18 protein-coding genes are annotated in these 23,224 nt (G+C 57.5%); 6 read left to right on the top strand and 12 right to left on the bottom strand.

Features of this window, described 5'->3' with window-relative positions:
* Positions 1 to 9 precede the first annotated feature (9 nt).
* Genes hemC through hemL form a run of 6 tightly spaced genes read left to right on the top strand, consistent with a single transcriptional unit; the run spans position 10 to position 5,901 of the window.
* Entirely contained in the window at positions 10 to 996 is a 987-nt protein-coding gene (gene hemC, locus EDB95_RS17530; RefSeq protein ID WP_133995373.1) for a hydroxymethylbilane synthase, read from the top strand.
* Positions 996 to 1,703 carry a uroporphyrinogen-III synthase gene (locus tag EDB95_RS17525; protein ID WP_133995371.1) on the top strand — a complete coding sequence of 236 codons (708 nt, stop codon included), beginning with the start codon at positions 996 to 998 and terminating at the stop codon, positions 1,701 to 1,703. Before hemC ends, EDB95_RS17525 begins: the two co-directional genes overlap by 1 nt.
* Complete coding sequence (gene hemE / locus EDB95_RS17520; protein ID WP_133995369.1) at positions 1,700 to 2,731, top strand: uroporphyrinogen decarboxylase; 1,032 nt, start codon at positions 1,700 to 1,702, stop codon at positions 2,729 to 2,731. The genes EDB95_RS17525 and hemE overlap by 4 nt, the downstream gene beginning before the upstream one ends.
* A complete protein-coding gene (gene hemF / locus EDB95_RS17515) occupies positions 2,719 to 3,621 on the top strand; it encodes an oxygen-dependent coproporphyrinogen oxidase (RefSeq protein WP_211352155.1) in 903 nt (300 codons plus the stop codon). Before hemE ends, hemF begins: the two co-directional genes overlap by 13 nt.
* A 12-nt stretch (positions 3,622 to 3,633) precedes the next feature.
* Positions 3,634 to 4,611: a porphobilinogen synthase gene (gene hemB, locus EDB95_RS17510; RefSeq protein WP_133995367.1), complete on the top strand. Its 978-nt coding sequence runs from the start codon at positions 3,634 to 3,636 to the stop codon at positions 4,609 to 4,611.
* 3 nt (positions 4,612 to 4,614) lie between these two features.
* On the top strand, positions 4,615 to 5,901 hold the full coding sequence (hemL, locus tag EDB95_RS17505) for a glutamate-1-semialdehyde 2,1-aminomutase (protein WP_133995365.1): 1,287 nt from the start codon (positions 4,615 to 4,617) through the stop codon (positions 5,899 to 5,901).
* Here hemL and EDB95_RS17500 read toward each other — a convergent pair.
* From EDB95_RS17500 to EDB95_RS17445, 12 genes are all read right to left on the bottom strand, one after another.
* On the bottom strand, positions 5,898 to 6,653 hold the full coding sequence (locus EDB95_RS17500; RefSeq protein ID WP_246073730.1) for an O-methyltransferase: 756 nt from the start codon (positions 6,651 to 6,653) through the stop codon (positions 5,898 to 5,900). The genes hemL and EDB95_RS17500 overlap by 4 nt on opposite strands.
* A 47-nt stretch (positions 6,654 to 6,700) precedes the next feature.
* Positions 6,701 to 7,204, bottom strand: coding sequence for a dihydrofolate reductase (locus EDB95_RS17495; RefSeq protein WP_133995362.1), 504 nt, complete (start codon positions 7,202 to 7,204; stop codon positions 6,701 to 6,703).
* A complete protein-coding gene (locus EDB95_RS17490) occupies positions 7,201 to 7,995 on the bottom strand; it encodes a thymidylate synthase (RefSeq protein ID WP_133995360.1) in 795 nt (264 codons plus the stop codon). The genes EDB95_RS17495 and EDB95_RS17490 overlap by 4 nt, the downstream gene beginning before the upstream one ends.
* Positions 7,996 to 8,051: 56 nt before the next feature.
* Positions 8,052 to 9,263, bottom strand: a complete 1,212-nt coding sequence (locus EDB95_RS17485; protein WP_133995358.1) for a proline dehydrogenase family protein — start codon at positions 9,261 to 9,263, stop codon at positions 8,052 to 8,054.
* Positions 9,264 to 9,272: 9 nt separating this feature from the next.
* Complete coding sequence (locus EDB95_RS17480; protein WP_133995356.1) at positions 9,273 to 10,592, bottom strand: aspartate kinase; 1,320 nt, start codon at positions 10,590 to 10,592, stop codon at positions 9,273 to 9,275.
* 81 nt (positions 10,593 to 10,673) lie between these two features.
* A complete protein-coding gene (locus EDB95_RS17475) occupies positions 10,674 to 11,765 on the bottom strand; it encodes an Ldh family oxidoreductase (protein ID WP_211352154.1) in 1,092 nt (363 codons plus the stop codon).
* Positions 11,766 to 11,767: 2 nt separating this feature from the next.
* On the bottom strand, positions 11,768 to 12,085 hold the full coding sequence (locus EDB95_RS17470) for a DUF3467 domain-containing protein (RefSeq protein WP_133995354.1): 318 nt from the start codon (positions 12,083 to 12,085) through the stop codon (positions 11,768 to 11,770).
* Between the two features lie 283 nt (positions 12,086 to 12,368).
* Positions 12,369 to 13,331 (bottom strand): DUF1735 domain-containing protein, encoded by a 963-nt coding sequence (locus tag EDB95_RS17465; RefSeq protein ID WP_133995352.1) that lies wholly within the window; start codon positions 13,329 to 13,331, stop codon positions 12,369 to 12,371.
* An 11-nt stretch (positions 13,332 to 13,342) separates the two neighbouring features.
* The gene (locus EDB95_RS17460; protein WP_133995350.1) at positions 13,343 to 14,932 is read right to left on the bottom strand and encodes a SusD/RagB family nutrient-binding outer membrane lipoprotein; all 1,590 of its coding nucleotides are present in this window, start codon (positions 14,930 to 14,932) and stop codon (positions 13,343 to 13,345) included.
* A gap of 11 nt (positions 14,933 to 14,943) precedes the next feature.
* On the bottom strand, positions 14,944 to 18,111 hold the full coding sequence (locus EDB95_RS17455) for a SusC/RagA family TonB-linked outer membrane protein (RefSeq protein WP_133995348.1): 3,168 nt from the start codon (positions 18,109 to 18,111) through the stop codon (positions 14,944 to 14,946).
* A gap of 151 nt (positions 18,112 to 18,262) precedes the next feature.
* Complete coding sequence (locus EDB95_RS17450) at positions 18,263 to 19,732, bottom strand: SusD/RagB family nutrient-binding outer membrane lipoprotein (protein ID WP_133995346.1); 1,470 nt, start codon at positions 19,730 to 19,732, stop codon at positions 18,263 to 18,265.
* 12 nt (positions 19,733 to 19,744) lie between these two features.
* Positions 19,745 to 22,996, bottom strand: coding sequence for a SusC/RagA family TonB-linked outer membrane protein (locus tag EDB95_RS17445; RefSeq protein WP_133995344.1), 3,252 nt, complete (start codon positions 22,994 to 22,996; stop codon positions 19,745 to 19,747).
* Positions 22,997 to 23,224 lie beyond the last annotated feature (228 nt).

Genomic DNA, 23,224 nt, shown 5'->3' with positions numbered 1-23,224 from the left:
ATCCGCATCATGCAGCAAACAATCCGCATAGGAACCCGCGATAGCCAGTTGGCGGTATGGCAAGCAACGCTTGTCCGGGACCAATTGGTCGCCGGCGGTCATTCCGCAGAACTCGTATACATCAAAAGCGAGGGCGACATCGACCTCGTCACCCCCCTTTACGCCATAGGCGTACAGGGCGTTTTTACACGAACCCTCGACGCCGCCCTTCTCAGCGGGCGCATCGACATGGCCGTCCACTCCATGAAGGACGTCCCCGTCCAACTCGCCCAGGGGCTGGCCGCCGCCGCCGTGTTGACCCGCGCCAACCCCGGTGACCTTTTTGTCTATAAGGGCGACGCCGCTTTTCTCGACGACCCCGAAAGCATCGCCACCATCGCCACGAGCAGCCTCCGCCGCCGTGCCCAATGGCTGCACCGTTACCCGCACCACAGGATCGACAACCTGAGGGGAAACGTCAATACCCGTCTCGCCAAAGTAGCCTCCAGCGACTGGCAGGGCGCCCTCTTCGCCGCCGCCGGTCTCGAACGCATCGGCCTGAGACCGGCCAACAGCATTCCGCTGGACTGGATGCTCCCCGCCCCTGCCCAGGGCGCCATCCTGGTCGCCTGCCGTGAAGACGACACCCGCATACGCTCCGTCTGCGCCCCTCTTCACCACGAGCCGACCGCACTGTGCGTCGATATGGAAAGGACGTTTTTATCCGCCTTGATGGGCGGGTGTTCCACCCCCATCGGCGCCCTCGCCGAAATCGCCGGTGACCATCTCCGTTTTCGCGGCAATGCCTGCAGCCTGGATGGGAAGACTTGTTTGTCTGTGGAAAAAAAGGTGCCCCTCCCGGCGGAACTTTCCGCCCAGGCCCCAACGGGCGAAAGCCTCGCCCAGGCCTCCCTCGGCGAAAGCCGACGGGCCGCCACCGCGGATCTTGCCCGCGCCGCCGCCGGCGAGCTACTCGCCCGGGGCGCCACCACCCTCATTCAAAAAGTCACCACCTGATGGGGGCGACGCACTCCATATTGAGCACAAAGATCCTCGACGACCGCGCGCGCTCGTTCGCCCGCTCCCGCGGGTGGTCCCTGAGGGAAGAAGAATTTATCACGACCCGGCCGCTCCCCTGGGACCCGCCGCCTATGGACACCCGCACCGTCGCCATCTTCACCAGCGCCGCCGGCGTGGTGCGGCTCGGCGACCCTGCTGCCGTGATGCCGCCCGGCGGCGCGGCCCCGGCCGTCGCCTGTCTCTCTGGCAAAACCCTGGACACTGTCGTGAAACGCCTGCCTTCGGCAAAGCTGGTATGCACTGCCGCCAATTCGGCTGCCCTTGCCCACGCCCTGGTCGCCGACGGGCGGTTTACAAAGGCCGTTTTCTTTTGCGCCCGCGCACACCGGCCGGAGCTGCCACAAATCCTCCAGAAAGCCGGTATCGACGTGACCGAGGTCCCCGTCTATGAAACTACCGGCGTCTCCATAACGATCGATACCCCTTACGACGCTGTTCTTTTTTTTAGTCCCAGCGGCGTCGACAGTTTTTTTCAAGCCAACCGTCTGCACACCGGCGTCGCCTGTTTCGCCATCGGCGAGACGACGGCCATCAGCATAAAGAACCATACGGACACACGCATCGTCGTCAGTGAGGCGCCTACCCAGGAAGCCCTCCTGACCTGTGTCCGGTCTTATTTTGATCACCAGCAATGTTACGAATGAGCACACCGAACAATGACCTGATCCTGCGTACCCTGCGCGGGGAATCCGTGGAACGCCCTCCTGTCTGGATGATGCGCCAGGCGGGAAGATACCTTCCCGATTACATGAAGTTGAAAGACAAGTATTCCTTTTTCGAACGCGTGCAAACCCCTGAACTGGCCACCGCGATTACGTTACAGCCGGTCGACCAGGTGGGTGTCGACGCCGCCATTCTTTTCTCCGACATCCTCGTCGTCCCCCAGGCGATGGGGCTGGAAGTCCAACTGATAGAACACAAGGGCCCCCTTCTTCCCGATCCCATACAAAATGCTACAGACCTCCGGCGGCTCCACGTTCCCGAGCCCACGGAAGAACTAGGCTACGTCATGGACGCCCTGCGGATGATCAAAAGCGAACTCGCGGGCAGGGTTCCCCTGATTGGTTTTGCGGGCGCCCCCTGGACGCTCTTGTGCTACATGGTCCAAGGCAAAGGATCGAAGACCTTTGACGAAGCAAAGATCTTTTGTTATACCCAGCCGGAGCTCGCCCATACGTTGCTCGACATGATTACCGACACGACGATCGCCTACCTCCGCGCACAGGCGGCCGCCGGGGCGGACCTGGTCCAGATCTTCGACTCCTGGGGAGGCCTGCTCAGCCCGGAAGATTTCCATACCTGGTCCCTTCCCTATATCCGGCGGATCGTGTCCGCGATCAAGGACACCTGCCCCGTCATCATTTTTGCCAAGGGCGCCTGGCATTCCCTGGACGCCATGGCCGCCACCGGGGCCCACGGCCTGGGGATCGACTGGTGTATTCCCCCCGCCATGGCCCGTCAACTCGCCGGTGACAAGGTCGTTCTCCAGGGGAACTATGACCCGGCCCACCTCCTGAACCCCATACCCGTCATCCAGAAAGAAGTCAGGGCCATGCTCACCGCCTTTGGCGGCCATGCCCATATCGCTAACCTGGGCCACGGCATCCTCCCCAACGTTCCCGTCGATCATGCCAAAGCCTTTGTAGAAACCGTGAAGACATGGACAGCATAAAAGACCGTTTCATCACCCACATCCACGCCCTCCAGGACCAGATCTGCACCGCCCTCGAACAAACCGACGGGCGCGCCGTTTTCCGGGAGGACCGCTGGGAACGCCCCGGCGGGGGTGGTGGCATCACCCGGGTCATCGCCGACGGCGCCGTGTTCGAAAAAGGAGGTGTCAATACGTCCGTCGTATCCGGCGAACTTCCCCCGGCCATGAAAGAACACCTCAAGGCGGCCCACAACCGTTTTATGGCCGCCGGTCTTTCCCTGGTCCTCCACCCCGTCAACCCCTACGTCCCGACCGTCCACGCCAATTGGCGCTTCTTCGAGCTGTACGATGCCGAAGGCCGTACCGCCGACGCTTGGTTTGGAGGCGGAAGCGACCTCACGCCTTACTATATTTTCCCCGAGGATGGGGAACACTTCCATCGGACGCTTAAAGAGGCGATGGATCCATTTGATAAGGAGTACTATCCAATGTTCAAAAAACATTGCGATGAGTACTTTATCAATCGCCATCGCGGCGACGAAGCGCGCGGCATCGGAGGCGTATTTTATGACTACCTTCGAGGCGACCTCGCGCACCTCCTCTCCTTCCAACTCGCGAACGGCCACGCCTTCCTCCCCGCCTACCTCCCCATCGTAGAGAAGCGCAAAAACCTCCCCTACGGAGAGCGCGAGCAATGGTGGCAGGAATACCGCAGGGGCCGCTACGTCGAGTTCAACCTTGTCCACGACCGGGGCACCCTCTTCGGACTAAAGACCAACGGGCGGATCGAGTCCATCCTGATGAGCCTGCCCCCCAGGGCGCGCTGGGCGTATGACTACCAGCCGGAAACCGGGAGCCCCGAGGCCCTGCTCCTCGAATACCTGAAGCCAAGACAATGGATACCATAAATCTTTCTATATATGTTTCAGATTAAAAGGAACCGGATACTGAGGACCACGCCTTCCCTGCGGGCCCTCGTCGCAGAAACCACCCTTACCCCCAACGACTTTATCGTTCCTCTTTTTATCGATGAGGGTGAAGGGCAGGAAGTCGAAATCCCTTCCATGCCCAACTACTACCGGCGCTCCCTGGACAAAACCGTCCGGGAAGTCGAAGCACTATGGAGCATCGGCATCAAAAGTGTCCTGCTGTTCATCAAGTGCACCGACGACCGGAAAGACAACCTTGGCACCGAGGCCCTCAACCCCAACGGTCTTATGCAACGCAGCATCCGCGCCATCAAGGCCGCCGTCCCCGGGATGATCGTGATGACGGATGTGGCCCTGGACCCTTATTCCACCTACGGACACGACGGGATCGTGGAGAACGGCGAGATCGTCAACGATCCTACGGTCGAAGTCCTCGCCAACATGTCCCTCAGCCACGCCCAGGCCGGTGCAGACATCGTGGCCCCCAGCGACATGATGGACGGACGCATCGGGGCGATCCGGAAAACCCTGGAGGAAAACGGGTTTACAAAAACCGGTATCCTGGCCTACAGCGCCAAATATGCTTCCTGTTTCTATGGACCCTTCCGGGACGCCCTGGACAGCGCCCCCGGTTTTGGGGACAAAAAGACCTACCAGATGGACTACGCCAACCGGCGCGAGGCCATCAAAGAAACCCTGATGGACGTGGAAGAAGGCGCCGACATCGTCATGGTCAAACCCGCGATGGCCTACCTGGACATCATCCGGGAAGTAAGAGACGCAGTGACCGTCCCCGTCAGTGCGTACCACGTCAGCGGGGAATATTCCATGATCAAGGCCGCCGCCCGTATGGGATGGCTCAACGAGGACAAGGCGATCCTGGAAAGCCTTTGTTCCATCAAACGCGCCGGGGCCGACCTGATCGCCACCTATTTTGCCAAGGACGCCGTAAAATTGCTCAACGCATAGACCATGTACGAAGCCAGCCAACAATTGTTCGATCGCGCGAAAGCGTCTATCCCCGGGGGTGTAAACTCCCCTGTACGCGCCTTTAAAAGCGTCGGCGGTACACCCCTGTTTATAAAAAACGCCCGGGGCGCCTACCTCTACGACGCCGACGGCAACCGGTATATCGACTATATCGCCTCCTGGGGTCCCATGATCCTGGGGCACGCCTACGGGCCCATCGTGGAAGCGATCCGGGAACAGGCCCTTCATTCCACATCTTATGGCGCGCCGACCGAACTGGAAATCGACATGGCCGAGCTCATCCGGAGCATGACCCCCAACGTGGACCTCATCCGGATGGTCAGCAGCGGCACCGAAGCCTGCATGAGCGCTGTCCGTCTGGCCAGGGGATACACGGGCCGTAACAAAATCATCAAATTTGAAGGATGTTACCACGGACACGCCGACGCCTTTCTTGTCAAGGCCGGCAGCGGCGTCGCCACTTTTAATATCCAAACCGTCCCCGGTGTCACCGCCGGCGTATCGGCTGATACCCTTACCGCGCCCTATAACGACCTGGAGGCCGTAAAAACCCTGGCTCGTGAACATAAAGGCCAGATCGCCTGTATCATCATCGAACCCGTCGCCGGAAACATGGGTTGCATCCTTCCCCTCCCCGGCTTCCTCGAAGGGCTCCGGCAATTGTGCGACGAAGAAGGGATCATCTTTATCATGGACGAGGTGATGACGGGTTTCCGTCTCGCCCCCGGCGGCGCCCAACAACGCCTGGGTGTCAACGCCGACCTTGTCACTTATGGCAAAGTGATCGGCGCGGGCATGCCCGTCGGCGCCTTTGGTGGGAAAAGGGCCATCATGGAACACATCGCCCCCCTCGGCAACGTCTACCAGGCGGGGACCCTCAGCGGAAACCCCATCGCCATGATCGCAGGCTTTACCATGCTCCGCCTCTTGCGCGACCAACCGGACATCTATACCCGTCTCGAAGAAAAGACCCTTTACCTCCGTTCCGGTCTGGATCGTGTCCTCGCCGCCAGCGGTCTCCCCTACCGGATCAACCAACTGGGCTCGATGATCAGCGTCCACTTCAGCGAAGCACCCGTCACCGACTTCGCCAGCGCGGCCGCGTCCGACATCGAGCGTTTCAAACGGTTCTTCCACGCGCTGCTGCGCCGCGGTGTCTACCTGCCGCCTTCCGCGTATGAAAGCTGGTTCCTTAATGATGCGCTGACGATGGCGGATCTCGACGCGACCATCGCGGCCGCGGAGGAGAGCTTGCGTGAGGTGCTTTAGAATCTTATCGTAAAATGCTGCGGCGTATGAAACTCGCGCCGAAAAAACACGAGCCCGATAAAGAACAAATCCACCGTACACGTGACCATCGGATCGGCTTTGACGGCCGCCCAGGCCTCTTCCATCTCCAGGCTCCAGTGGATGTCGTCGAAGACGAGGATGCTCTCATTGTGCAGCCGGGGTTGCATCTGCCGGTAATACCGGAGCGTTGGTTCCAGCCGATGGTTGCCGTCAATGTACGCGAAGTCGAGCGATGACAGCGCCGAAAGCACGGAGCCAAGCGTGTCATCGAAATTGCCTTCCACGAGCCGTATCCGCGAAAGCCCCAGCGTGTCAAACGTACGACGGGCCACAGAAGCAATAGCCGGCGCGCCCTCGCAGGTGACGACCGAGGCGGAGGGATTACCCGAGGCCAGGTAGGCCGTCGTGATCCCGAGCGAAGTCCCCAATTCCAGGATCGTCGAAGGTTTGTAGTATTGCGCGAGCCGGAAAAAGAGTTGTCCGAACTTCGGCGGCTTCAGCGCCGTACGGGCGATGGAGGAAAGCCGCCGTTGTTGGGTGGCGGCGCCGCCGGTCCCCGCACCGAGGTCGTCGATGACGATCGTTGTATCCCGATCGGCGGAAAGATGCCGTCGCAAGGACTCGATCGCCCCATACGCTGGGTATACCTTTTTGTCGCCAAAGACACGCGTCACCATGTCAAACACGAAGGGCGAATGGATACCATGCCCCTTTCCATTGGCGGCCGTCATAAGATACCGCCCATATTTTGGAGCGAGCTGTAAGGGAGAATAGGCCATCAACGTTTTCTTTCCCAGGTTTCAAAAGTATACGCATACGCGTGCCGGGCATCTGCCTCGAAACGCCGGGCCTGCCGGAGATCCCATGAAGTCCAGTCCGGCTCCGGGAAAAAAGTATCGGCCTCGGGCCTGCCGTGTACCCGGGTCAGGTAAATTCGGTCGGTCCTATCCATAAAGGCGGCGTATATCTTGGCACCGCCGATGATAAATATTTCTTTGCAGTCCATCCCCGCCGCCAGCGCAAGCGCCTCTTCCAGGTTGGACGCCCTCCATACCTCCGGATCCTTGATCTCCAGGGTAGGCTGGGTGCTCAACACGATGTTGAAACGTCCCGGCAGCCGTTTGTGCCCCAAAGAATCCCAGGAACCACGGCCCATGATCACGGGCATCCCCCAGGTCGTGTACTTGTAAAACTTCATGTCGTTGGGTAACCGCCACGGCAGGTCGTTCTTTAGCCCGATGGCGCTGTTTTCGGCGGCGGCGACGATGGCGCTGATGATCATACGGCGACGGGGGCTTTGATGGCCGGGTGGCTTTGGTAGTTCTCCAGTGTAAAGTCTTCAAACGTAAAGCCGAAGATGTCTTTGATCGCTGGGTTGAGTACCATCCTTGGCAAAGGGAATGGCGAACGGGTCAATTGTAATTTGGCTTGTTCGACATGGTTCGAATACAAATGCACATCCCCAAAGGTATGGACAAACTCACCGGGCTCCAGGCCGCAAACCTGGGCCATCATCAGGGTGAGCAACGCATAGCTGGCGATGTTAAAGGGTACACCGAGAAAAACGTCGGCGCTTCTTTGGTACAGCTGGCACGACAACCGGCCACCGGCCACGTAAAACTGGAAAAGACAATGACAAGGCGCCAGCGCCATTTTGGGTACGTCGGCCACATTCCATGCACTCACGATCATACGGCGGCTGTCCGGTGAGGTTTTGATCTGACGGACCACGTCCGTGATCTGGTCGATCGTCTTGCCGTCGGCGCCTTCCCAGCTCCGCCATTGTTTGCCGTATACCGGTCCGAGGTCACCGTCCGCATCGGCCCATTCGTCCCATATCGACACACCATGCTGTTTCAGATACGCGATATTGGTATCGCCCCGGAGAAACCAAAGCAATTCGTAGATGATACTCTTCAGGTGGAGCTTTTTGGTCGTCACCAGCGGAAAACCGGCACTCAGGTCAAACCGCAGCTGGGGTCCGAAGCAACTGATCGTGCCCGTGCCCGTCCGGTCGGTTTTGACCGTCCCCTTGTCAAGAATGGTCGCTAGTAGGTCGAGATAGGACTGCATAGTGCAAAATAACGCAAAATCCGACAGAGCACCGCGTTTGCAAAGCCATGTCAAAGCTACCCCTTCCGGCGCTCCAGCTCCTTATGTATGAGACTCAATTCCCTGCCGGTTTGACCCGAGACCGAGCTGTTCTCCTGGGCGCGGCGCATCAGGTAGGGAATGACGTCCCCGATCGGTCCGAAGGGAAGGTATTTGCTGACCGGGCAACCCGCGGCGGCCAGGTTGAAGGAAATATTATCGCTCATCCCATACAGCTGGGAGAAATGGATATGCGGATGGTCCAGGGGAAGGTGCCGTTCCTGGAGCAGGCGTACCGCGAGCAGGTTGCTGTTCTCGTTGTGCGAAGCAACGATCAGGGAGATATCCTCGATATGCCGGATACAGAATTCCACGCCCAGGTTATAGTCCCTGTCGGTGGCTTCCTTGGTGGGCTGGATGGGAGAAGGATAGTGCTGTTCGGCGGCCCTTTTCCTTTCCTTTTCCATATACGCCCCGCGTACCAGCTTGGCCCCTAAGAGAAAACCCCGCTCGTGTGCAACCTCATAGCTCCCCTTCAGAAAAGCCAGGCGGTCGTGCCGGTACAACTGAACCGTATTGAACACAACCGCCCTGCCGTCCCGGTTAAACCGTTCCATCATCAGCGTGGTAAGCGCATCCACCGGATCCTGGATCCAGGTTTCCTCCGCATCCACCAGGACGCCCACCTTTGCCGAAGCGGCCGCCTCGCAGATCCGCGTCATGCGCGCGACGACCCTTTCCCATTCGGCTTTTTCGGAAGCCCCCAGTGAGTCCGTGTGGACGATCCCCTTGTACCCGTCATCGGGGCCGGACAAACTGTCCAGCTTCTCCAAAAGTCCGAAACGGGCAAACCCGGTGACCTTTACGCTGATCAGCGGGATGTTGGGCCGGGACCCCGCATAACGGATGACCCGGACAAATTCTTCGGTCGCATGGTCGAAGTTCTCTTCTCCCTCTTTGCCTTCCACCCCGTAATCGAGAATGACACCCACTCCAAAACGGGCCAGCGTTGCCGCAACACCGGAGGTTTCCTCCAGGGTTTCTCCACCCACGAATTGTTCGAAGATGGTCCCCCGGATCAAACCTTTCACGGGCAGGTTCAGCCGCATGGCCAAAGGCGTCATCCGCGTACCCCATTTCACCAGCAGGGGATACCCCATCGAGCTAAACAGGAGACGCGCTTTCCTGAGCGCCTTGTCTGATTTGTAGGCGAATGCGTTCTCGGTATTGTCAAAAGAAATCTCCCTCATGTGTTTGCTTTACAACCCGAACAACCCTTTATTCAGTAATTGAAGGGTCTTTTTCTTGTGCTCGGCCGGTACCAGGAGGGATACGTTGTGCGGGCTGCCCCCAAAGGAGACCATTCGGACCGGTATGCCGTCCAGGGCGTCGAAAAGACGCGTCAGCGTTGCCTTTTCCTCGGCAAGCTCGTGTCCGACCACGGATACGATGGTTTGTTCCTCGTCCACCTCGACCGTTCCAAAAGGCTCCAGTTCCTTGATGATCTCCGCAAGGTGGGCCTTGGTGTCGATGGTCAGGGAAACCGCCACTTCGGAAGTGGTCACCATATCGATGGGGGTCCGGTATTTTTCGAACACTTCGAATATTTTCCTCAGGAAGCCATACGCCAGGAGCATGCGGCTGCTTTTGATCTTGATGGCGATGATGCCGTCTTTTGCGGCAACCGCTTTTGCACCCCGGGAAGAAGCTTTTTCCTGGATGATCGTGCCTTTGGCATCGGGCTGCATTGTATTGAGCAGTTTCACCGGTACATTGTAGTGCTGCGCCGGCCAGATGGAGGCGGGGTGGAGGATCTTGGCCCCAAAATAAGCCAGCTCCGCGGCTTCGTCGAAACTAAGGGTTTCGATCGGCAGCGTTTTATCGACGATGCGGGGATCGTTGTTGTGCATGCCGTCGATGTCTGTCCAAATCTCGCACACCGAAGCCTGGATGGCGGCGGCGACCAGGGAAGCCGTATAATCGCTTCCCCCCCTTTTGAGGTTGTCGATCTCGCCTTTGGCGTTACGGCAGATATAGCCCTGGGTGATAAACAAGGGCGTTTCCTTATTTTCTTCGAGGAGCATCCCCAAACGGACCTTGATGGACCCAACCTGGGGTTCGTCATAACTGTCGATGCTCATGAACTCCAGCGCGGGCAGCAGCTTGTGTGTGAGGCCTTCCTGCTGGAGATAACAGGAGAAAAGTTTGGTGCTCAGGAGTTCCCCCTGGGCCAGGATGTCCTTATTGAGGGCTTCGTTAAACGATATCTTCAGGATGATGTTCAGGAACTCGAAGTGCTCCGACACGATCCCGTTCGCCTTATCCCGGGCTGGTCCGGGCTTGAGCAGGTCCTTTACAAAGGACCGGTAGTGCGCCTCCAGCTTATCGATGATGTCCTTGGCGCCGGCCTTCTCGCCCTGGGCGCAGGATTCGCCGATCGATACCAACGTGTTCGTGGTACCCGACAGCGCAGACAAAACGACGATCTTGGGTTCATTGTCCCGGGTGATCAGTTCCCTGACTTGGTGCATCCTTTCGGGCTTCCCGACGGAAGTCCCACCAAACTTCATGATTTTCATTGCTGCTAAATTCTGATTGCGTTACGAAATGGTCTGATGGCGATTTCATAAACGGCTGCAAATATACGGCCTCAGCGGAAATCAGCCCATGGTCGCTGGGAAATTCACCCCCCGCTTTCGCGCAAGGGCCTCCAGGTCAGCCGCCACAGCATCCACCACGGGTATACCGGAAGAACGGCGAATCCCTTCCATTTCCCGCTCCGGATCCCCCGGAATGAGCACCCGTTCCTGCCCCTCCACGGGGCGTGCCGACCGGAAGCGGCGTATCCACTGGTCCATATTTGCCTTGAAATCAGCCGCCGGTCTGAAGGCGTCGACGCGCATCGCGCCAAAGAAGTGTCCGATCCCCTTTCCGGGCAGATCGGGTGCGACCGGCAGAAAAGCCACGAAAGGCGGCACCCAGGGGCCATAATTGGCCCCACTCAGGACGGCGGAGAAAATATCTACGACCGCCCCAAGGGCGTATCCCTTGTGGCTTCCGTGCTCCCTGTCCCCACCCAGCGGCAGCAGGGCGCCCCCCCTGGCCGTCGCGGAAGGATCGTTCGTGCCGCGACCTTCCGCATCCTGTATCCATCCCGAAGGGGCCTCCGCCCCTTTCCGCTGCAGGATTTCCAATTTCCCGTTGGCGGCCGTGGTCGTCGCCAGGTCCGCCACAAAAGGCGGCTCAGCACCGGCCGGTATGGCAACGGCAATCGGGTTGGTCCCCAGGAGGCGTTCTATGGAAAAGGTAGGTGCCACCAAAGGGCTTGCATTGGTCATGGACAAACCGATCATATCGTGCGCCAGCGCCCGCATGGCGTGATACCCTGCGATACCATAATGATTGCTGTTGCAGGTGCTGACCCAGCCCGTTCCCGCGGTAGCCGCCTTTTGGATGGCAACGCCCATGGCAAAGGGCGCGACCACCAGGCCAAGACCGCTATCCCCGTCCACCACCGCGGTGGAGGGTGTTTCGTGGACGATGCGTATCTGCGGACGGGGATTGACCCGCCCGTTTTCCCAAAGACGGACGTAGCCGCTCAAACGCGCCACGCCATGGGAATCCACGCCCCTCAGGTCCGCTGACAACAACGCGTCCGCCGCTGTCAGGGCCTGTTCTTCCGGGCAGCCGATGGAGACAAAAACCTCCAGGGCCAGTTGGTGCAATGATTCGTAGGAAAAAACAGCCATCATGATCAAGCCTGGGCCGTGGGGCCGCCAAAGTTGAAAGGCAATTCTATGGTATCGAGGTCCTGGATCTGGCCGTGCGTCGACTCATACCGGTTGATGTTGTCCGCCAGCGCGTTCATCAGCCGCTTTGCATGATGAGGGGTCAGGATGATCCTGGACTTCACCTTGCTTTTTGGCGTACCCGGCATAACATTGACAAAATCCACCACAAACTCCGTATGAGAATGCGTGATGATCGCCAGGTTCGCATACGTCCCCTCGGCCACCTCTTCGGATATTTCGATATTAAGCTGCTGATTCTGTGCTTGCTCCTGTTGTGCCATACGATGAAAATGCTTTAGCACACAAATATACGCGCAAAACCCCTACACCCGTAAAACCCCAAATCCGGTACCCTTTCCCCGCCCTGCATCGCAACCGGTCCGCGGGACCCGCAAAGGGGTATGTCCATTTAACTCTTTTGCGTAGGATCCAGGCATGCAATGCGCGTTGAAGACCTACGCAAAAGAGTTAAATGGACATACCCCTTTGCTGAGACAGCAGGATGCCCTGTGGCCATACCGTAGGGCTTTTTTGAAGTAGAAAAGGAAAGGAAACATGAGAAAACTATCTTAACCGCGTCATCGTTTCCTGGACGACGGAGGTATCGCCGGAATAAGGGTCTATGAAGCCGTAGCTCAGCGTAAATGCATGTTTGACCGGGTCCCAGGTGGAGCTGCCGCTGATCAGTTTGTAGGTTTGTTTTCCGAAGCCGTAGATGTTGTCATTGGTGACCGTTACGCCGCCCGCGGGGTCGACGGTGAGGTCCATTTGTTCGCCGATGGACAGGTAGACCGTTTGGTCGGCGCAGTTGGCCACGACGGCATTGGGTATGAGGGCGCTGACGTAGGGTCCGTGGGGGTTCGGGTTGGGCGCGGTCGGATACCCTCCCTGGACTACAAAAAAGGCAGACAGGTCATATACCTGTTTCAGGTCGTTGATGATATATACATTTTCGCCCATCACCCGGTTGCCAACGGATTGATACAAACCCATGTATTGGTTGCCCGGGATGATGGCATACATCGTCTTGCCATAGTTGCCGCTGATCGTCTGTCCCTGTGCATCGGTGATGGAGACCGGCAGGATATAGGGTTGGGTGAAGTCGATCTGGTCCGTATGAAAGGTCAGGTAACAGGCCGCGGTACCCTTGCCGGCCTTGATCGTCGCGGTATTCCCGTTGGTCCAGGCATAGGTGCCGGCAGGTAAAAGAGCAAATCCGCCGCCGTTGGCGTTATTAAAAGCGTCAAAAGCCCCGGTGTCTACGCCAAGGGTCACCGTCACATCCTTCCCGATCAGCGGACCGCCCACATCGACGACGACGGAGTCGGAGGCAAGATACGTGCTGTCTACCCTCAGTTGCATAAAATACGAATACAGGTTTGCCTGACCGGCGGTTGTCTGGTTGAGATAGTTGGCCGAATTGAGTTGCTCGATCACGGGTTTGACCGTGCCAAAGTTGACCGTTGAGGACGTGTCCTTGAGACACGCGCTCAGCGTCAGCGGCAGGATATAGAGTAGTTTCTTCATTGCACAGATTTTTATGGCATCCAGAAAATTTTTGGCGAGACCGGGGACACGGTCCCCTCTTTTTCCACATTGTCCTTGTTGGAATCATATTCGCTTTGTGGGTAGATAAACCGGAGAACCCTTGGGTACAAGGCAGCCGGGTCTGTCGACAACGGCAGGTCCCCCGGGAAACCGGTGCGTCGGAAGTCGGTCCAGGCCTCTTCCGCATTGGTAAAACAAAGCGAGATGTACTTCTGGGTGATGATGGCCTGTATCTTGTCCGGGCTGGAGGTCCAGCCCACATTGGCCAGGGCCTGACCGTAATAGGCCGCCGCAAAGGTGGAAGGCGCCGCTGAAACCGTTCCATTCGTGTACACGCTCAGGTAGGTGAAGTGGTCGGTGATCGCCGACTGGTATGCGGCTTCGGCGGCAGCGTCCCCACCCGGCAACAACCCCCTTTCGATCGCTTCGGCCTGTAGGAAAAGACTTTCCCACGAGGACACCAGGATCGACTTCTGGGTCGCGCCTTGCAGGATACCCCAGGTCGCAAGCGATGTGGATACATTGTACGGATAGACGATGCTGTTGGTACTGGCGTTGACCTGGGGGCCGCTCCCGACATACGTTGCCGAGGCATTGGTCGGAATACCGAAAGGGTTGCCGGAGGGCTGACCCGTCGAAGGATCGCAAAGATAAAAGAACCCCACCCGTGGATCATTGTAGCTTGCCAGCTTGGCCATGAAATAGCTATTGGCACTTTGATCCGCATTCGCAAGGGCGCCCGTGATGCTATACCCCATCGTGCTCCAAAGCGGGTTGAGGTGGCTCGCGGCGTCTTTCGCATACCCGGGGTTGACAAAGGCCGTCTGACCCGCGCCCAGACAGCCGTTGGGATCGGCCGCGATTTTAGCGGCCTCCGCCTGTATCGTTGACGCCTGGGAAGACACGGTCACCTCGTGCAGCAGCAGACGAAGCTTGAGCGTGTTCGCGAGTTGCACCCAAGACGCCGGCGACCCCTGGAAAATAATATCCGCGTTCCCCGGGTTATAGGAGCCATTGGCCGTCACGCTGTCGCTCTCAAAGATCGCGATGGCCGAGTCCAGCTTCCCCAGACAGGCATTGTATACCGCCTGCGCGTTGTCGTACGAAGGATTCGTGACGCCCTGCGGCAATTGGAGCGCCTGGGAATAAGGGATATCGCCGTAGCCATCGACGAGCATCTGGTAGTCCAGCGCTTCCATGACCTTGGCCCCCGCGGCTAAAAACGGTTCACCTGAAGCCCCTTCTCCCACCTGCAGGTAGTCGTTCAGGTTATGGTAGATGTCCGTCCATACACCGGCAAAATCGGTGCTGGTATAGTTGTTCCGGGTGATGTTATAGGCCACCTGGTAGTTGCTGCTGAGGGCCTCATAAGACATCGGGTAGTTGAGGTTGAAGAAGTCCCCGAAGCCCGATCCCCCGTTCCCGTTGATGATCGTCGCGGTGAACGCCTCGGCATTGGTGAAAATGAGGGAAGGCGCCCCGCTGCTGGGCGCGTTGGGATTGCTGTTCACATTCAGGAACCCTTTGCTACAGCCGCAGACGACGAACACGAGTCCGAAAAACAAATATCTTGGTGTCATTGTTCAAGTGTTTAGAACGTGATGTTGAGATTCGCCCCATACGTCCGGGTCGGCGGCGCTTCGTTGATGCTGTTGGTGCCCGTGGCGTTCCCCTTGTCTTCGCTGAATTCCGGGTCCTGCCAGGTGTTTAGCTTGGGGAGGAAAAGCAATAGGTTTGACCCCACCACGCCCACCGAAATCGCCTGCACCACTTTCAGGTGGTGCAACACACCCTTGGGCAGGTCATACGTCAGGCTCACGTTGCGCAGGGACCAAAAGGCGCCGCTGGTGATAAACATCGACGGCGGGAAATACCCGAAGTTTCCCCAGAAGCCCACGCCGCCGTCGTTCACCGTGATGTTCGTATTCGGGACATATTTGTCCGGCCCCACCTGGATCACCGAGTTGGGATACACGAAGCGGCTGTGTTGGAACATCGCCGACCGGGCGGAAAGCCCATCCACGTCCAGGAAAGTGCCGGTGCCGTTATACATCACATTCCCGCCCCGGTATTCCGCCACGGCCGTCAGCGTAAAACCCATAAAGGCAAGGGACGTGGTAATGCCCAGCGTGTGTGCCGGATTGGTGGCGCCGAAATTCACCAGCGTGGGATTGACCGAGGGCAACCCGTTATTGGCCCCCACGATAACCCGCCCCAGGCTGTCCTTGTTCCAGTCCGGCACCTGCAAGACGGGATAAGGGTTTCCCTTGACGGCATACGCGTTGCTTTGCCCGTTGCTCGGGATATACAGCGAATTCGTCGGGCCGAGGTCCACGGCTACGTTTTTATAATGGGTATAATGCACGCCAACATCCCAGCGCAGTCCATTGCGCAAACGAAGGATATTGGCCCTCAGGTCCAGCTCCAGGCCGCGGTTGTCCATGCGGCCCACGTTTTCGAGGTAGTTCTGGTACCCGGACGCATCGGATACACTCACCGAAACGGTTTCATCCGTGGTCTTTTCGTAGAAATAGGATCCCTGGAGGTCAAACCGGTTGTGCAAAAAGGCGAGCTCCGCGCCAATTTCGTTGGACGTGGTGAACTCCGGTTTCAGATTGCCGTTGGCGTAGGTAAAAGACGTGGTCAAACCCGTCGTTTGTCCAAAGGGGAAGCCGGGCCCCGCACTCAGGACGTTTTGGACCTGGTAGGGGTTGACATTGAGGTTGCCCGTCTTGGTGATGCCGCCCCTGATCTTCAGGTAAGACACGACACGGCTGTCCTTTACCCCTGGAAGGACGTCGCTCAATACAAGGGACGCGTCCACGCCGGGATAGAAATACGTCCGGTTGGCCGCGTTCAACAACGACGTTTTGTCCTGGCGGCCGCTGCCGTGAATAAAAGCGAAATTCTTATAGTTCAACGTCAGGTCCGCGTAGTTCCCAAAGTTGCGGGTCAGGAAATAATACTGGTTGACGCTGGGTGTACCCGAACGGAAGTTGACGTTATACAAACCCGATATGTTCAACAAGGTGGTGGACCCGTTCATCAGGACATTTTCTTTTTCCTGGTTGACGGTATTGCCAAAGATCAATTGGCCGCCGAAGTCCCCGATGCTTTTGTGCAACGTGGCTCTGAAGTTCGAATAGATCTTCCGGTCGGTGACGTTGTCGGTGGCCACCTGCGGCAGGGCATCGCCCACATAGACCGACTCGTTGCCCGCCAGGGTGGCGCTGGCCAGGTAAAAAGCATAAGGGCTGAAGTTGAGGGCCGCCACCGTTGTTTGTTCATAATAGGAGAAGTTCTCCACCCCTAACTGGTAGTCGAGGGTAAGCCACTTGGTCGCGTCCAGCGAAAGGGCACCGCTGGCCAGCAGGTCCTGCCGGTTTTTGGTATACCTGTCGTTGTCGATGTACCAATAAGGATTTAACGCATACGCATTGTAGTACGTATTGATGTCGCCAAAAAGGGCGTCGGTGTTGGCATAGCTCGTAAAGGGCACCGACGTGGCAATGTTCTGGACCTGGTAATAGGTGTTGTACAGGCTGCCCGCCTGGTTCAGGTTGGATTCCCCATAACTCACGTTCCCCGTGGCCCGGAAAACCCCGTATTTTTTGGACCCGTTAAACCGTACCGTGGTCCGATTGAATTTATCTCCGGGCGTGATCCCCGTTTTTTGGATGTTTTGACCGCTTAAGAAAAAAGAACTGTTGTCATCACCCTGCGCATAGGAAATCCCGTTCTGGTAGGTCGCCCCGGTATTCCAGAATTTCTTGATCTCGTCCGCCAGGGGTTCGTAAGGGATCTTCTGGACTTGGCCGTTGGGACCGGGAAAACCGATGATGACCGAGTCCCCGCCCCAGGGGGACCCGTTGGCGTAGGGAGAAGCAAAACTTTGGTTTTCAAAAGGCACATACCCGTTTTGGTTGTTCGCGGGGTTGGCGTACGAGATGGCATCCGTGGCGCTGTATTCGCTGGAGGCCGGCCCGTTGTAGTACTGCATCTTTGGGAAAAAAGACACCTTGTCAAAGGTGATCGTGGAATTGAACTGTATGGTGGGTTTGTGCGCGCCCATCCGGGTCGTCACCACCATCACTCCGTTGGCCGCCTGGGAACCATACAAAGCGGCGGCCGTCGCCCCTTTCAGGATGTTGACGCTGGCGATGTCCGCGGAATTGATCTGCGCCAGGTAGGAAATGTCTACGGGGACGCCGTCCACGACCAACAGGGGCTCGTTGTTGCCAAGGAAAGACCGGTTGCCCCTCAGCGTGATCCGGACGTTGTCCGGGTCCACCCCGCTGTTGGTCAGGTCCACATTCATGCCGGATACCTTGCCGGTGATCCCGTTTGCAAAATTGACCGGCTGCGAGGCATTCAGGTCCTTGTTGTCGATCTGGGCAGTGGCGTATCCCAGCGACCGGGCTTCCCTTTTAATCCCCAGGGCAGTGACCACCACCGCAGCAAGCTCCTGTGAGGTCTTGGACAGGGTGACCACGAGCGTACCGCCGGCAACCACCGTGGCCTGTCTGGTCTCAAAGCCCGCCGACGACAAGACAAGTATGTCGCCCGCTTTGGCTTTGATGGAGAAGACCCCTTCCGCGTCCGCCACGGTCCCTCCTTTTGACCCTTTTAACTTGATGGAAACGAAGGGCACAGGCCCTCCCGATTCGTCGACCGCCTTTCCTTTCACGGTCAGTGTCTGGGCACAAAGAGTGCTTGCATAGAGGCAAAAAGCCCCTATGAGAAGAAAGATTATTCTCATATCTCCGAAGGTTTAAGCAAAAGTGGAGTATGAGCGTATAAAGTGGCGTATGAATCAAGATAACTATAAGTTTCAATCCTTGCAAGTCCTAACAAAAAAAAGTGCCGCCTGCGGATGCAGGCGGCACTTTTATAAAAGAAGTAAGGTTTGCTTACGGCATGAACCACAGCTTGGCGCTCACGACATCCACTCCACCGGGCAGGGTCGCCTCGGCGGCCTTCCAGTTGACGGAGTTGGTGGTTTGTTCCGCGAGCGGGTAGTAGAACCGCAACGGCAGGTTGCCTTGGGCACCGGTCGGAGGATTGACCACATCGAGGTCAGGATACCCCAGGCGGCGGATCACCGTCCAGGAATCCCAGTTCATGTTATAATCGGCAATCCATTGCTGGTAACCGATCTTTTGCTGCCAGGTCCCGGTCGCTGTAGCGTAGGCCACCGACGGCTGGGCCAGGTAAGTGGCGGCAGCAGCGTCCGCGGCGGTCTGGGTCAGACCGGAAGCGGCATACCAGAACTCTATAGACGCGGTGATGGCGTTGGCATAGTGGCTGGCGGCGGTTCCACCGACGGCGATACCGCGGGCGGCGGCTTCCGCCATCAGGAATTCTGACTGGGTATAGTCCAGGAGGTCGCCGGGGAAAGCAGGCTGCTGGATCGTCAGGCTAAAGTCGGAAGCCGTCTTGTACCCGTTACCCGCGCCGGGTGTACCCCCGGTATAGTTCCCGTTCTTGTCGGTCTGGAAGTACAGCGGCACACGGGGATCAGCCCAACCGTTCATCGTATTGACCAACAGGTTGGTGGTGATGAAGTCGTGGCGCTTGCTGTATACCAGGGCCTGGTACAAGGGGTTTGAATTGCCGGGAGAAGAAGGGTCATACGCCAGCACGGCATTGTCCGCATTCGAAGAGAACACCCCTGTAGCAACGGCGGCCAGCGCTTCCGTGCTCGCCGTGGTCGCGTCTTCGTCGGCGATCAGCATCGCCAGTTTGAGCTTCAGGGTAGCCGCAAACTTGGTCCACGCGGTAAGAGACCCACCGTACACCTGCTCCTCTGAGGAGGTCATGGTTCCACCCGCTACCGCCAGACCGGCGATGGAGCTGTCCAGACGGGTGAATAGGTCTTTTGCGATCGTCTTGGCGTCGTCATACTTCGGGAACGGGATCGTCCGGTTTTCGGCTTGTGAATAAGGCACATTGCCGTAAGTGGCGATCAGCCAGTAGTACGCCTGCACTTCCATGATGTCGGCTATGTCCAGGCTGTGGCGCAGCGTGACGGGATCCGGTACGTCCGTGGGAAAAGCAGCCTTGGCAGCGGTCAGGTTCCCCAGGATTTGCTCATAGATGTTGGCCCACCAGTTGTCCGGGGCGTTATACGCGGAGAAGTTATACTGTGCCTCGTACACGTAGGTATTCTCCGTCCATTCCTGGGACAACACCCGGAAGGGCGCAGAGGACACGCTGGTCGACGTGTAGTTGTCAAACAGGTTCTTTTCCGCGCTCAGGAACAACGAAGCCGAGGGAACGGAAGTCGGGCTTTTGGGGTCCACGGCCAAAAGAGAAGTATTCTTTACGCAAGAGGACGCCAGCACCGATATCGAAAGGAATAAATATGTCAGCTTTTTCATCGTCTTCGGTTTTTAGAGTTTGAGTTTAACGATAGCGGAGAACTGGCGGATCGTCGGATAAGCCCCGTTTTGGAAGCCTATGGAAGCGTTCCCGGAGGCCTGCCCTTGTTCGGGGTCGGCATAGGGTTCGTTCTTGTGGATGATCCACAGGTTGCGTCCTGCTAGTGAAAAGTCAATCCCTTTGATGACCGCCTTACCCGAGAACAGTTTGTGCGGTAGGGTATAGGTCAGGTTTGCTTCCCTCAGCTTGATATAAGAAGCGTCGTATACGAAGTCCCGGTCGGCCTGGCCGTAGGCGGAGCTAAACGTATAGTTGCCGGTGTTGATGTCGGATTCGTCGATACGGACCGTATTGGCCTTGCCGGTGTTTTCGTTCACCCCTTTCAGGATGATCCCGCCGCCTTGCGCCAGCGGGGCGCGTACCTGTTTGCCCTGGTCGTTCAAACCGGCGTTCTGGGGATACAGACCGGAGGAAGAACCATAGTCCATATCCAAAGAGTAGAGGTGACCGCCTTGTTTCACATCCACCAGGAAGCTCAGGGTGAAGTCTTTGTAGGTAAAGGTGTTCGTAACACCCCCCATCCAGTCGGGGGCGATGCCGCCCAAGTCGGTCAGCTGGTTGCTGCTGATCACGTAACGGCCGTTGTTGTCGATTTCCCTTTGGCCGTTCTTATAGACATAGTCCGTACCCCTCATGTTGTAGTAGCTCCCCACTTCGGCCACCAGTTGGAGGGCGTTTTGATAACCGGATATTTCATAAGAAGGCTGACCGCCGTACAGGCTCAGCACCTTGCCCTGGTTCTTGGCCCAGTTGACCGAGATGTTCCAGCTGAAATCCTTGGTCCGGACGGGCGTAGCATTGATGGTCAGCTCGACCCCCTGGTTCTGTAAGGACCCTCCGTTGACATAGAAGTAGGTGAACCCGGTCGATGTAGAGACCTTGTTCGGCTGGATCTGGTCGCTTTGTACCGAGTGATAATAGTCTGCCGTGACACCGAGACGGTTGTGGAAGAAGTTGGTTTCCACACCGATTTCCCAGGTCTTGTTGGTTTCCGGCTTTAAGTTGATGTTGTTGTTGGTCGTACTTTGCGAGTACACCGTACCTCCGTTGAAAGGAGTCCCTGCATTGAAGGTATTGTTGATGGCGTACGAGTTCACGTCGTTACCGACCTGGGCGTAGTTCCCGTACAACTTGCCATACCAGGTCGAATTCGGTACCAGCTTGGAGAAGATGATGTTACCGGACACCGAAGGATAATAGTACGTATTGTTGTTCGTGGGCAGCGCGGAGGACTGGTCACGACGAAGGGTACCCTCAATAGTGTAGGTCTCTTTGTACGTAAAGGCCAGGTCACCGTATTCGCTCGACACCTGTTTGCGGAAATCGGATTCACTCGGAGCGGCGATGCTCTTCGCCGAGTTGGACAAGGCGTACAAACCGGGGACGACCAGCCCGCCGTTGGTGGAGGCGTCGATGGTCGTCGTGTGGTCCCAACGGACGGTACCACCCAACAAGCCCCTCAGGTTCAGCCCGGGTGCGATGTTCTTATCGACGGTGGCGATCAGGTCGTAGTTGGTTTCGTTATAGCCGAGGTTCCTGCGGTCGTAAAAAGACGTCTCCAGGCTGCCGACATTGGCGCGTCGCTCGACCAGCATCGTGTATTGGTCCGTGGTCACACGGCCCAGGATGTTGACGAAGGGAACGGGTTTGAAGTTGAGGTAAGCGTTACCGAAATACCGGGAACGGGTATCCGTTTCTGCCATCTGGTTTTGAACCCAGTAGGGGTTGTCGTGGTAAGCCGGGATACCGATATGACCGGCGGTGTTGCTTTGGTAGGTCCCATCGTCCTGCCAGTTCCAACTGGCGTTGGACAGCGTCCGGAAGTAGTCGCTTTTCAGTTCCTGGATGTTGACGTTGGTGGGCCACCACTGGCGGAAGTCCGTCATGATGTTGGTGGTACCCGTATAGGGGTAGAGGTACCGGTTCTTGGCGTCTTCCTGGGAGTAGTTGAACGAACCGCCGACGTTGACCATGTCGCTGAGGTTTTGCGTCATGTTCAGGTTCAGCAGGTTTTTCGACATATTGGCGCTCGGCATGAAGTCCTTGTCGTCGGAGTGCGTAAACCCGATCTTGTAGGTCCCTTTGTCACCGGCACCGCTGGCTAAGATGCTTTCGGTAGTGGTGACCGGGGTCACAAAAAAGTCGGTCGGGTTGTGGTGCTGCGCCGGCTGCCAGGCCGTCGCCTTGTGGAAGTTGGGGTTCCCCGGAGAGAAGGCATCCCAGCCATACACCATCAGGCTCGGGTCGTAGATGGGACCGGTAGCAGCGTCGATGGGGGTCTGGACGATCTGAACGGGGTTCCCGCTGTTCACGCCCGGAACGGATTCATAAATGAAGTAAGGGCTGGGGGCGCCTGCCGAGGCAAACGCGCTACCATAACCTTCCCCGTACGTTGTTTGGTACGTCGGCAGGGTGCTATGGTCGAAGGTGCCCACTGTAACGCCAAAGGAGGCGGTCACACCAAGACCTTTGCTGGCGCGGCCCCTTTTGGTCGTGATCATGATGACCCCGTTGTTCCCGCGGGAGCCATAAAGGGCGGATGCCGCAGCGCCTTTCAGGACGCTGACGGACTCGATGTCGTCCGGGTTCAGGTCGGAGGCGGTGTTACCAAGGTCAAAACCACCCGTGCTCTGGTTGGTGTTGTCGTAAGGGATACCGTCCACGACAAACAACGCCTGGTTGGATTGGGTCAGGGATTTGAAACCGCGGAGGATGACGTTGGTCGAACCACCCATGGTGTTGGCGGCAGTGATGTTCAGACCGGCGACCTTCCCGGACAGGTTGTCCACGAAATTGGTGGTCGGGGTCCGGTTCAGTTCATCCCCGGACACCTGTTGGGTGGCATAGGGCAGTGCCGACTTGTTTCTTTTTACACCCAGGGCTGTAACGACCACATCGGACAGTTCCTGGGATACTTTGGATAGTTGGATGGTTACCATCGGCTGGCCGCTGTAGGTCACTTCCCCCGCCTTGTAGCCGGCGGAAGTGAACACGAGGACGTCACCTGGTTTGGCTTTAACGTTGAAAATACCGTCGGCATCAGCCACGGTACCGCCACGGGCGCCCTTGATCTTTACGGACGCATAGGGAATGATGTTCCCCTGGTCGTCCAGGACTTTCCCCCTGACGGGGACATTTTGTGCAAGTGCTACATTGCTGAGAAGCAAGCCGAATACGGCTAGAAGGCTTAGAAGTTTTCTCATATCTCTGAATGTTAGGTGATGTGTAAAGGGAGACCCAGGTAATCGGTGCTCGACAATTACATGCCATCAAGTTGACACGCAAGATATTTAAATTGCTGCTTACAAGCGGGAAAAATTTTAAGAACTCTTTTTGTTAAAACGTAGTCCTATCTAAAATTCGCTTAAAGTCAAGGAGTTAAATATGCAATTTGAGGCAAATAAAAGGCCGGCTTCATATGAAGCCGGCCT

The sequence above is a fragment of the Dinghuibacter silviterrae genome, assembly GCF_004366355.1.
Taxonomy (GTDB): Bacteria; Bacteroidota; Bacteroidia; order Chitinophagales; family Chitinophagaceae; genus Dinghuibacter; species Dinghuibacter silviterrae.
The sequence above is the reverse complement of the archived record's forward strand: the minus strand, read 5'-3'. Positions and strand labels throughout refer to the sequence as shown.

Coding starts and splice junctions, on each gene's coding strand:
- hemC (WP_133995373.1), top strand. CDS start 10: ATGCAGCAAACAATCCGCATAGGAACCCGCGATAGCCAGTTGGCGGTA.
- EDB95_RS17525 (WP_133995371.1), top strand. CDS start 996: ATGGGGGCGACGCACTCCATATTGAGCACAAAGATCCTCGACGACCGC.
- hemE (WP_133995369.1), top strand. CDS start 1,700: ATGAGCACACCGAACAATGACCTGATCCTGCGTACCCTGCGCGGGGAA.
- hemF (WP_211352155.1), top strand. CDS start 2,719: ATGGACAGCATAAAAGACCGTTTCATCACCCACATCCACGCCCTCCAG.
- hemB (WP_133995367.1), top strand. CDS start 3,634: ATGTTTCAGATTAAAAGGAACCGGATACTGAGGACCACGCCTTCCCTG.
- hemL (WP_133995365.1), top strand. CDS start 4,615: ATGTACGAAGCCAGCCAACAATTGTTCGATCGCGCGAAAGCGTCTATC.
- EDB95_RS17500 (WP_246073730.1), bottom strand. CDS start 6,653: ATGACGGCCGCCAATGGAAAGGGGCATGGTATCCATTCGCCCTTCGTG.
- EDB95_RS17495 (WP_133995362.1), bottom strand. CDS start 7,204: ATGATCATCAGCGCCATCGTCGCCGCCGCCGAAAACAGCGCCATCGGG.
- EDB95_RS17490 (WP_133995360.1), bottom strand. CDS start 7,995: ATGCAGTCCTATCTCGACCTACTAGCGACCATTCTTGACAAGGGGACG.
- EDB95_RS17485 (WP_133995358.1), bottom strand. CDS start 9,263: ATGAGGGAGATTTCTTTTGACAATACCGAGAACGCATTCGCCTACAAA.
- EDB95_RS17480 (WP_133995356.1), bottom strand. CDS start 10,592: ATGAAAATCATGAAGTTTGGTGGGACTTCCGTCGGGAAGCCCGAAAGG.
- EDB95_RS17475 (WP_211352154.1), bottom strand. CDS start 11,765: ATGATGGCTGTTTTTTCCTACGAATCATTGCACCAACTGGCCCTGGAG.
- EDB95_RS17470 (WP_133995354.1), bottom strand. CDS start 12,085: ATGGCACAACAGGAGCAAGCACAGAATCAGCAGCTTAATATCGAAATA.
- EDB95_RS17465 (WP_133995352.1), bottom strand. CDS start 13,331: ATGAAGAAACTACTCTATATCCTGCCGCTGACGCTGAGCGCGTGTCTC.
- EDB95_RS17460 (WP_133995350.1), bottom strand. CDS start 14,932: ATGACACCAAGATATTTGTTTTTCGGACTCGTGTTCGTCGTCTGCGGC.
- EDB95_RS17455 (WP_133995348.1), bottom strand. CDS start 18,111: ATGAGAATAATCTTTCTTCTCATAGGGGCTTTTTGCCTCTATGCAAGC.
- EDB95_RS17450 (WP_133995346.1), bottom strand. CDS start 19,732: ATGAAAAAGCTGACATATTTATTCCTTTCGATATCGGTGCTGGCGTCC.
- EDB95_RS17445 (WP_133995344.1), bottom strand. CDS start 22,996: ATGAGAAAACTTCTAAGCCTTCTAGCCGTATTCGGCTTGCTTCTCAGC.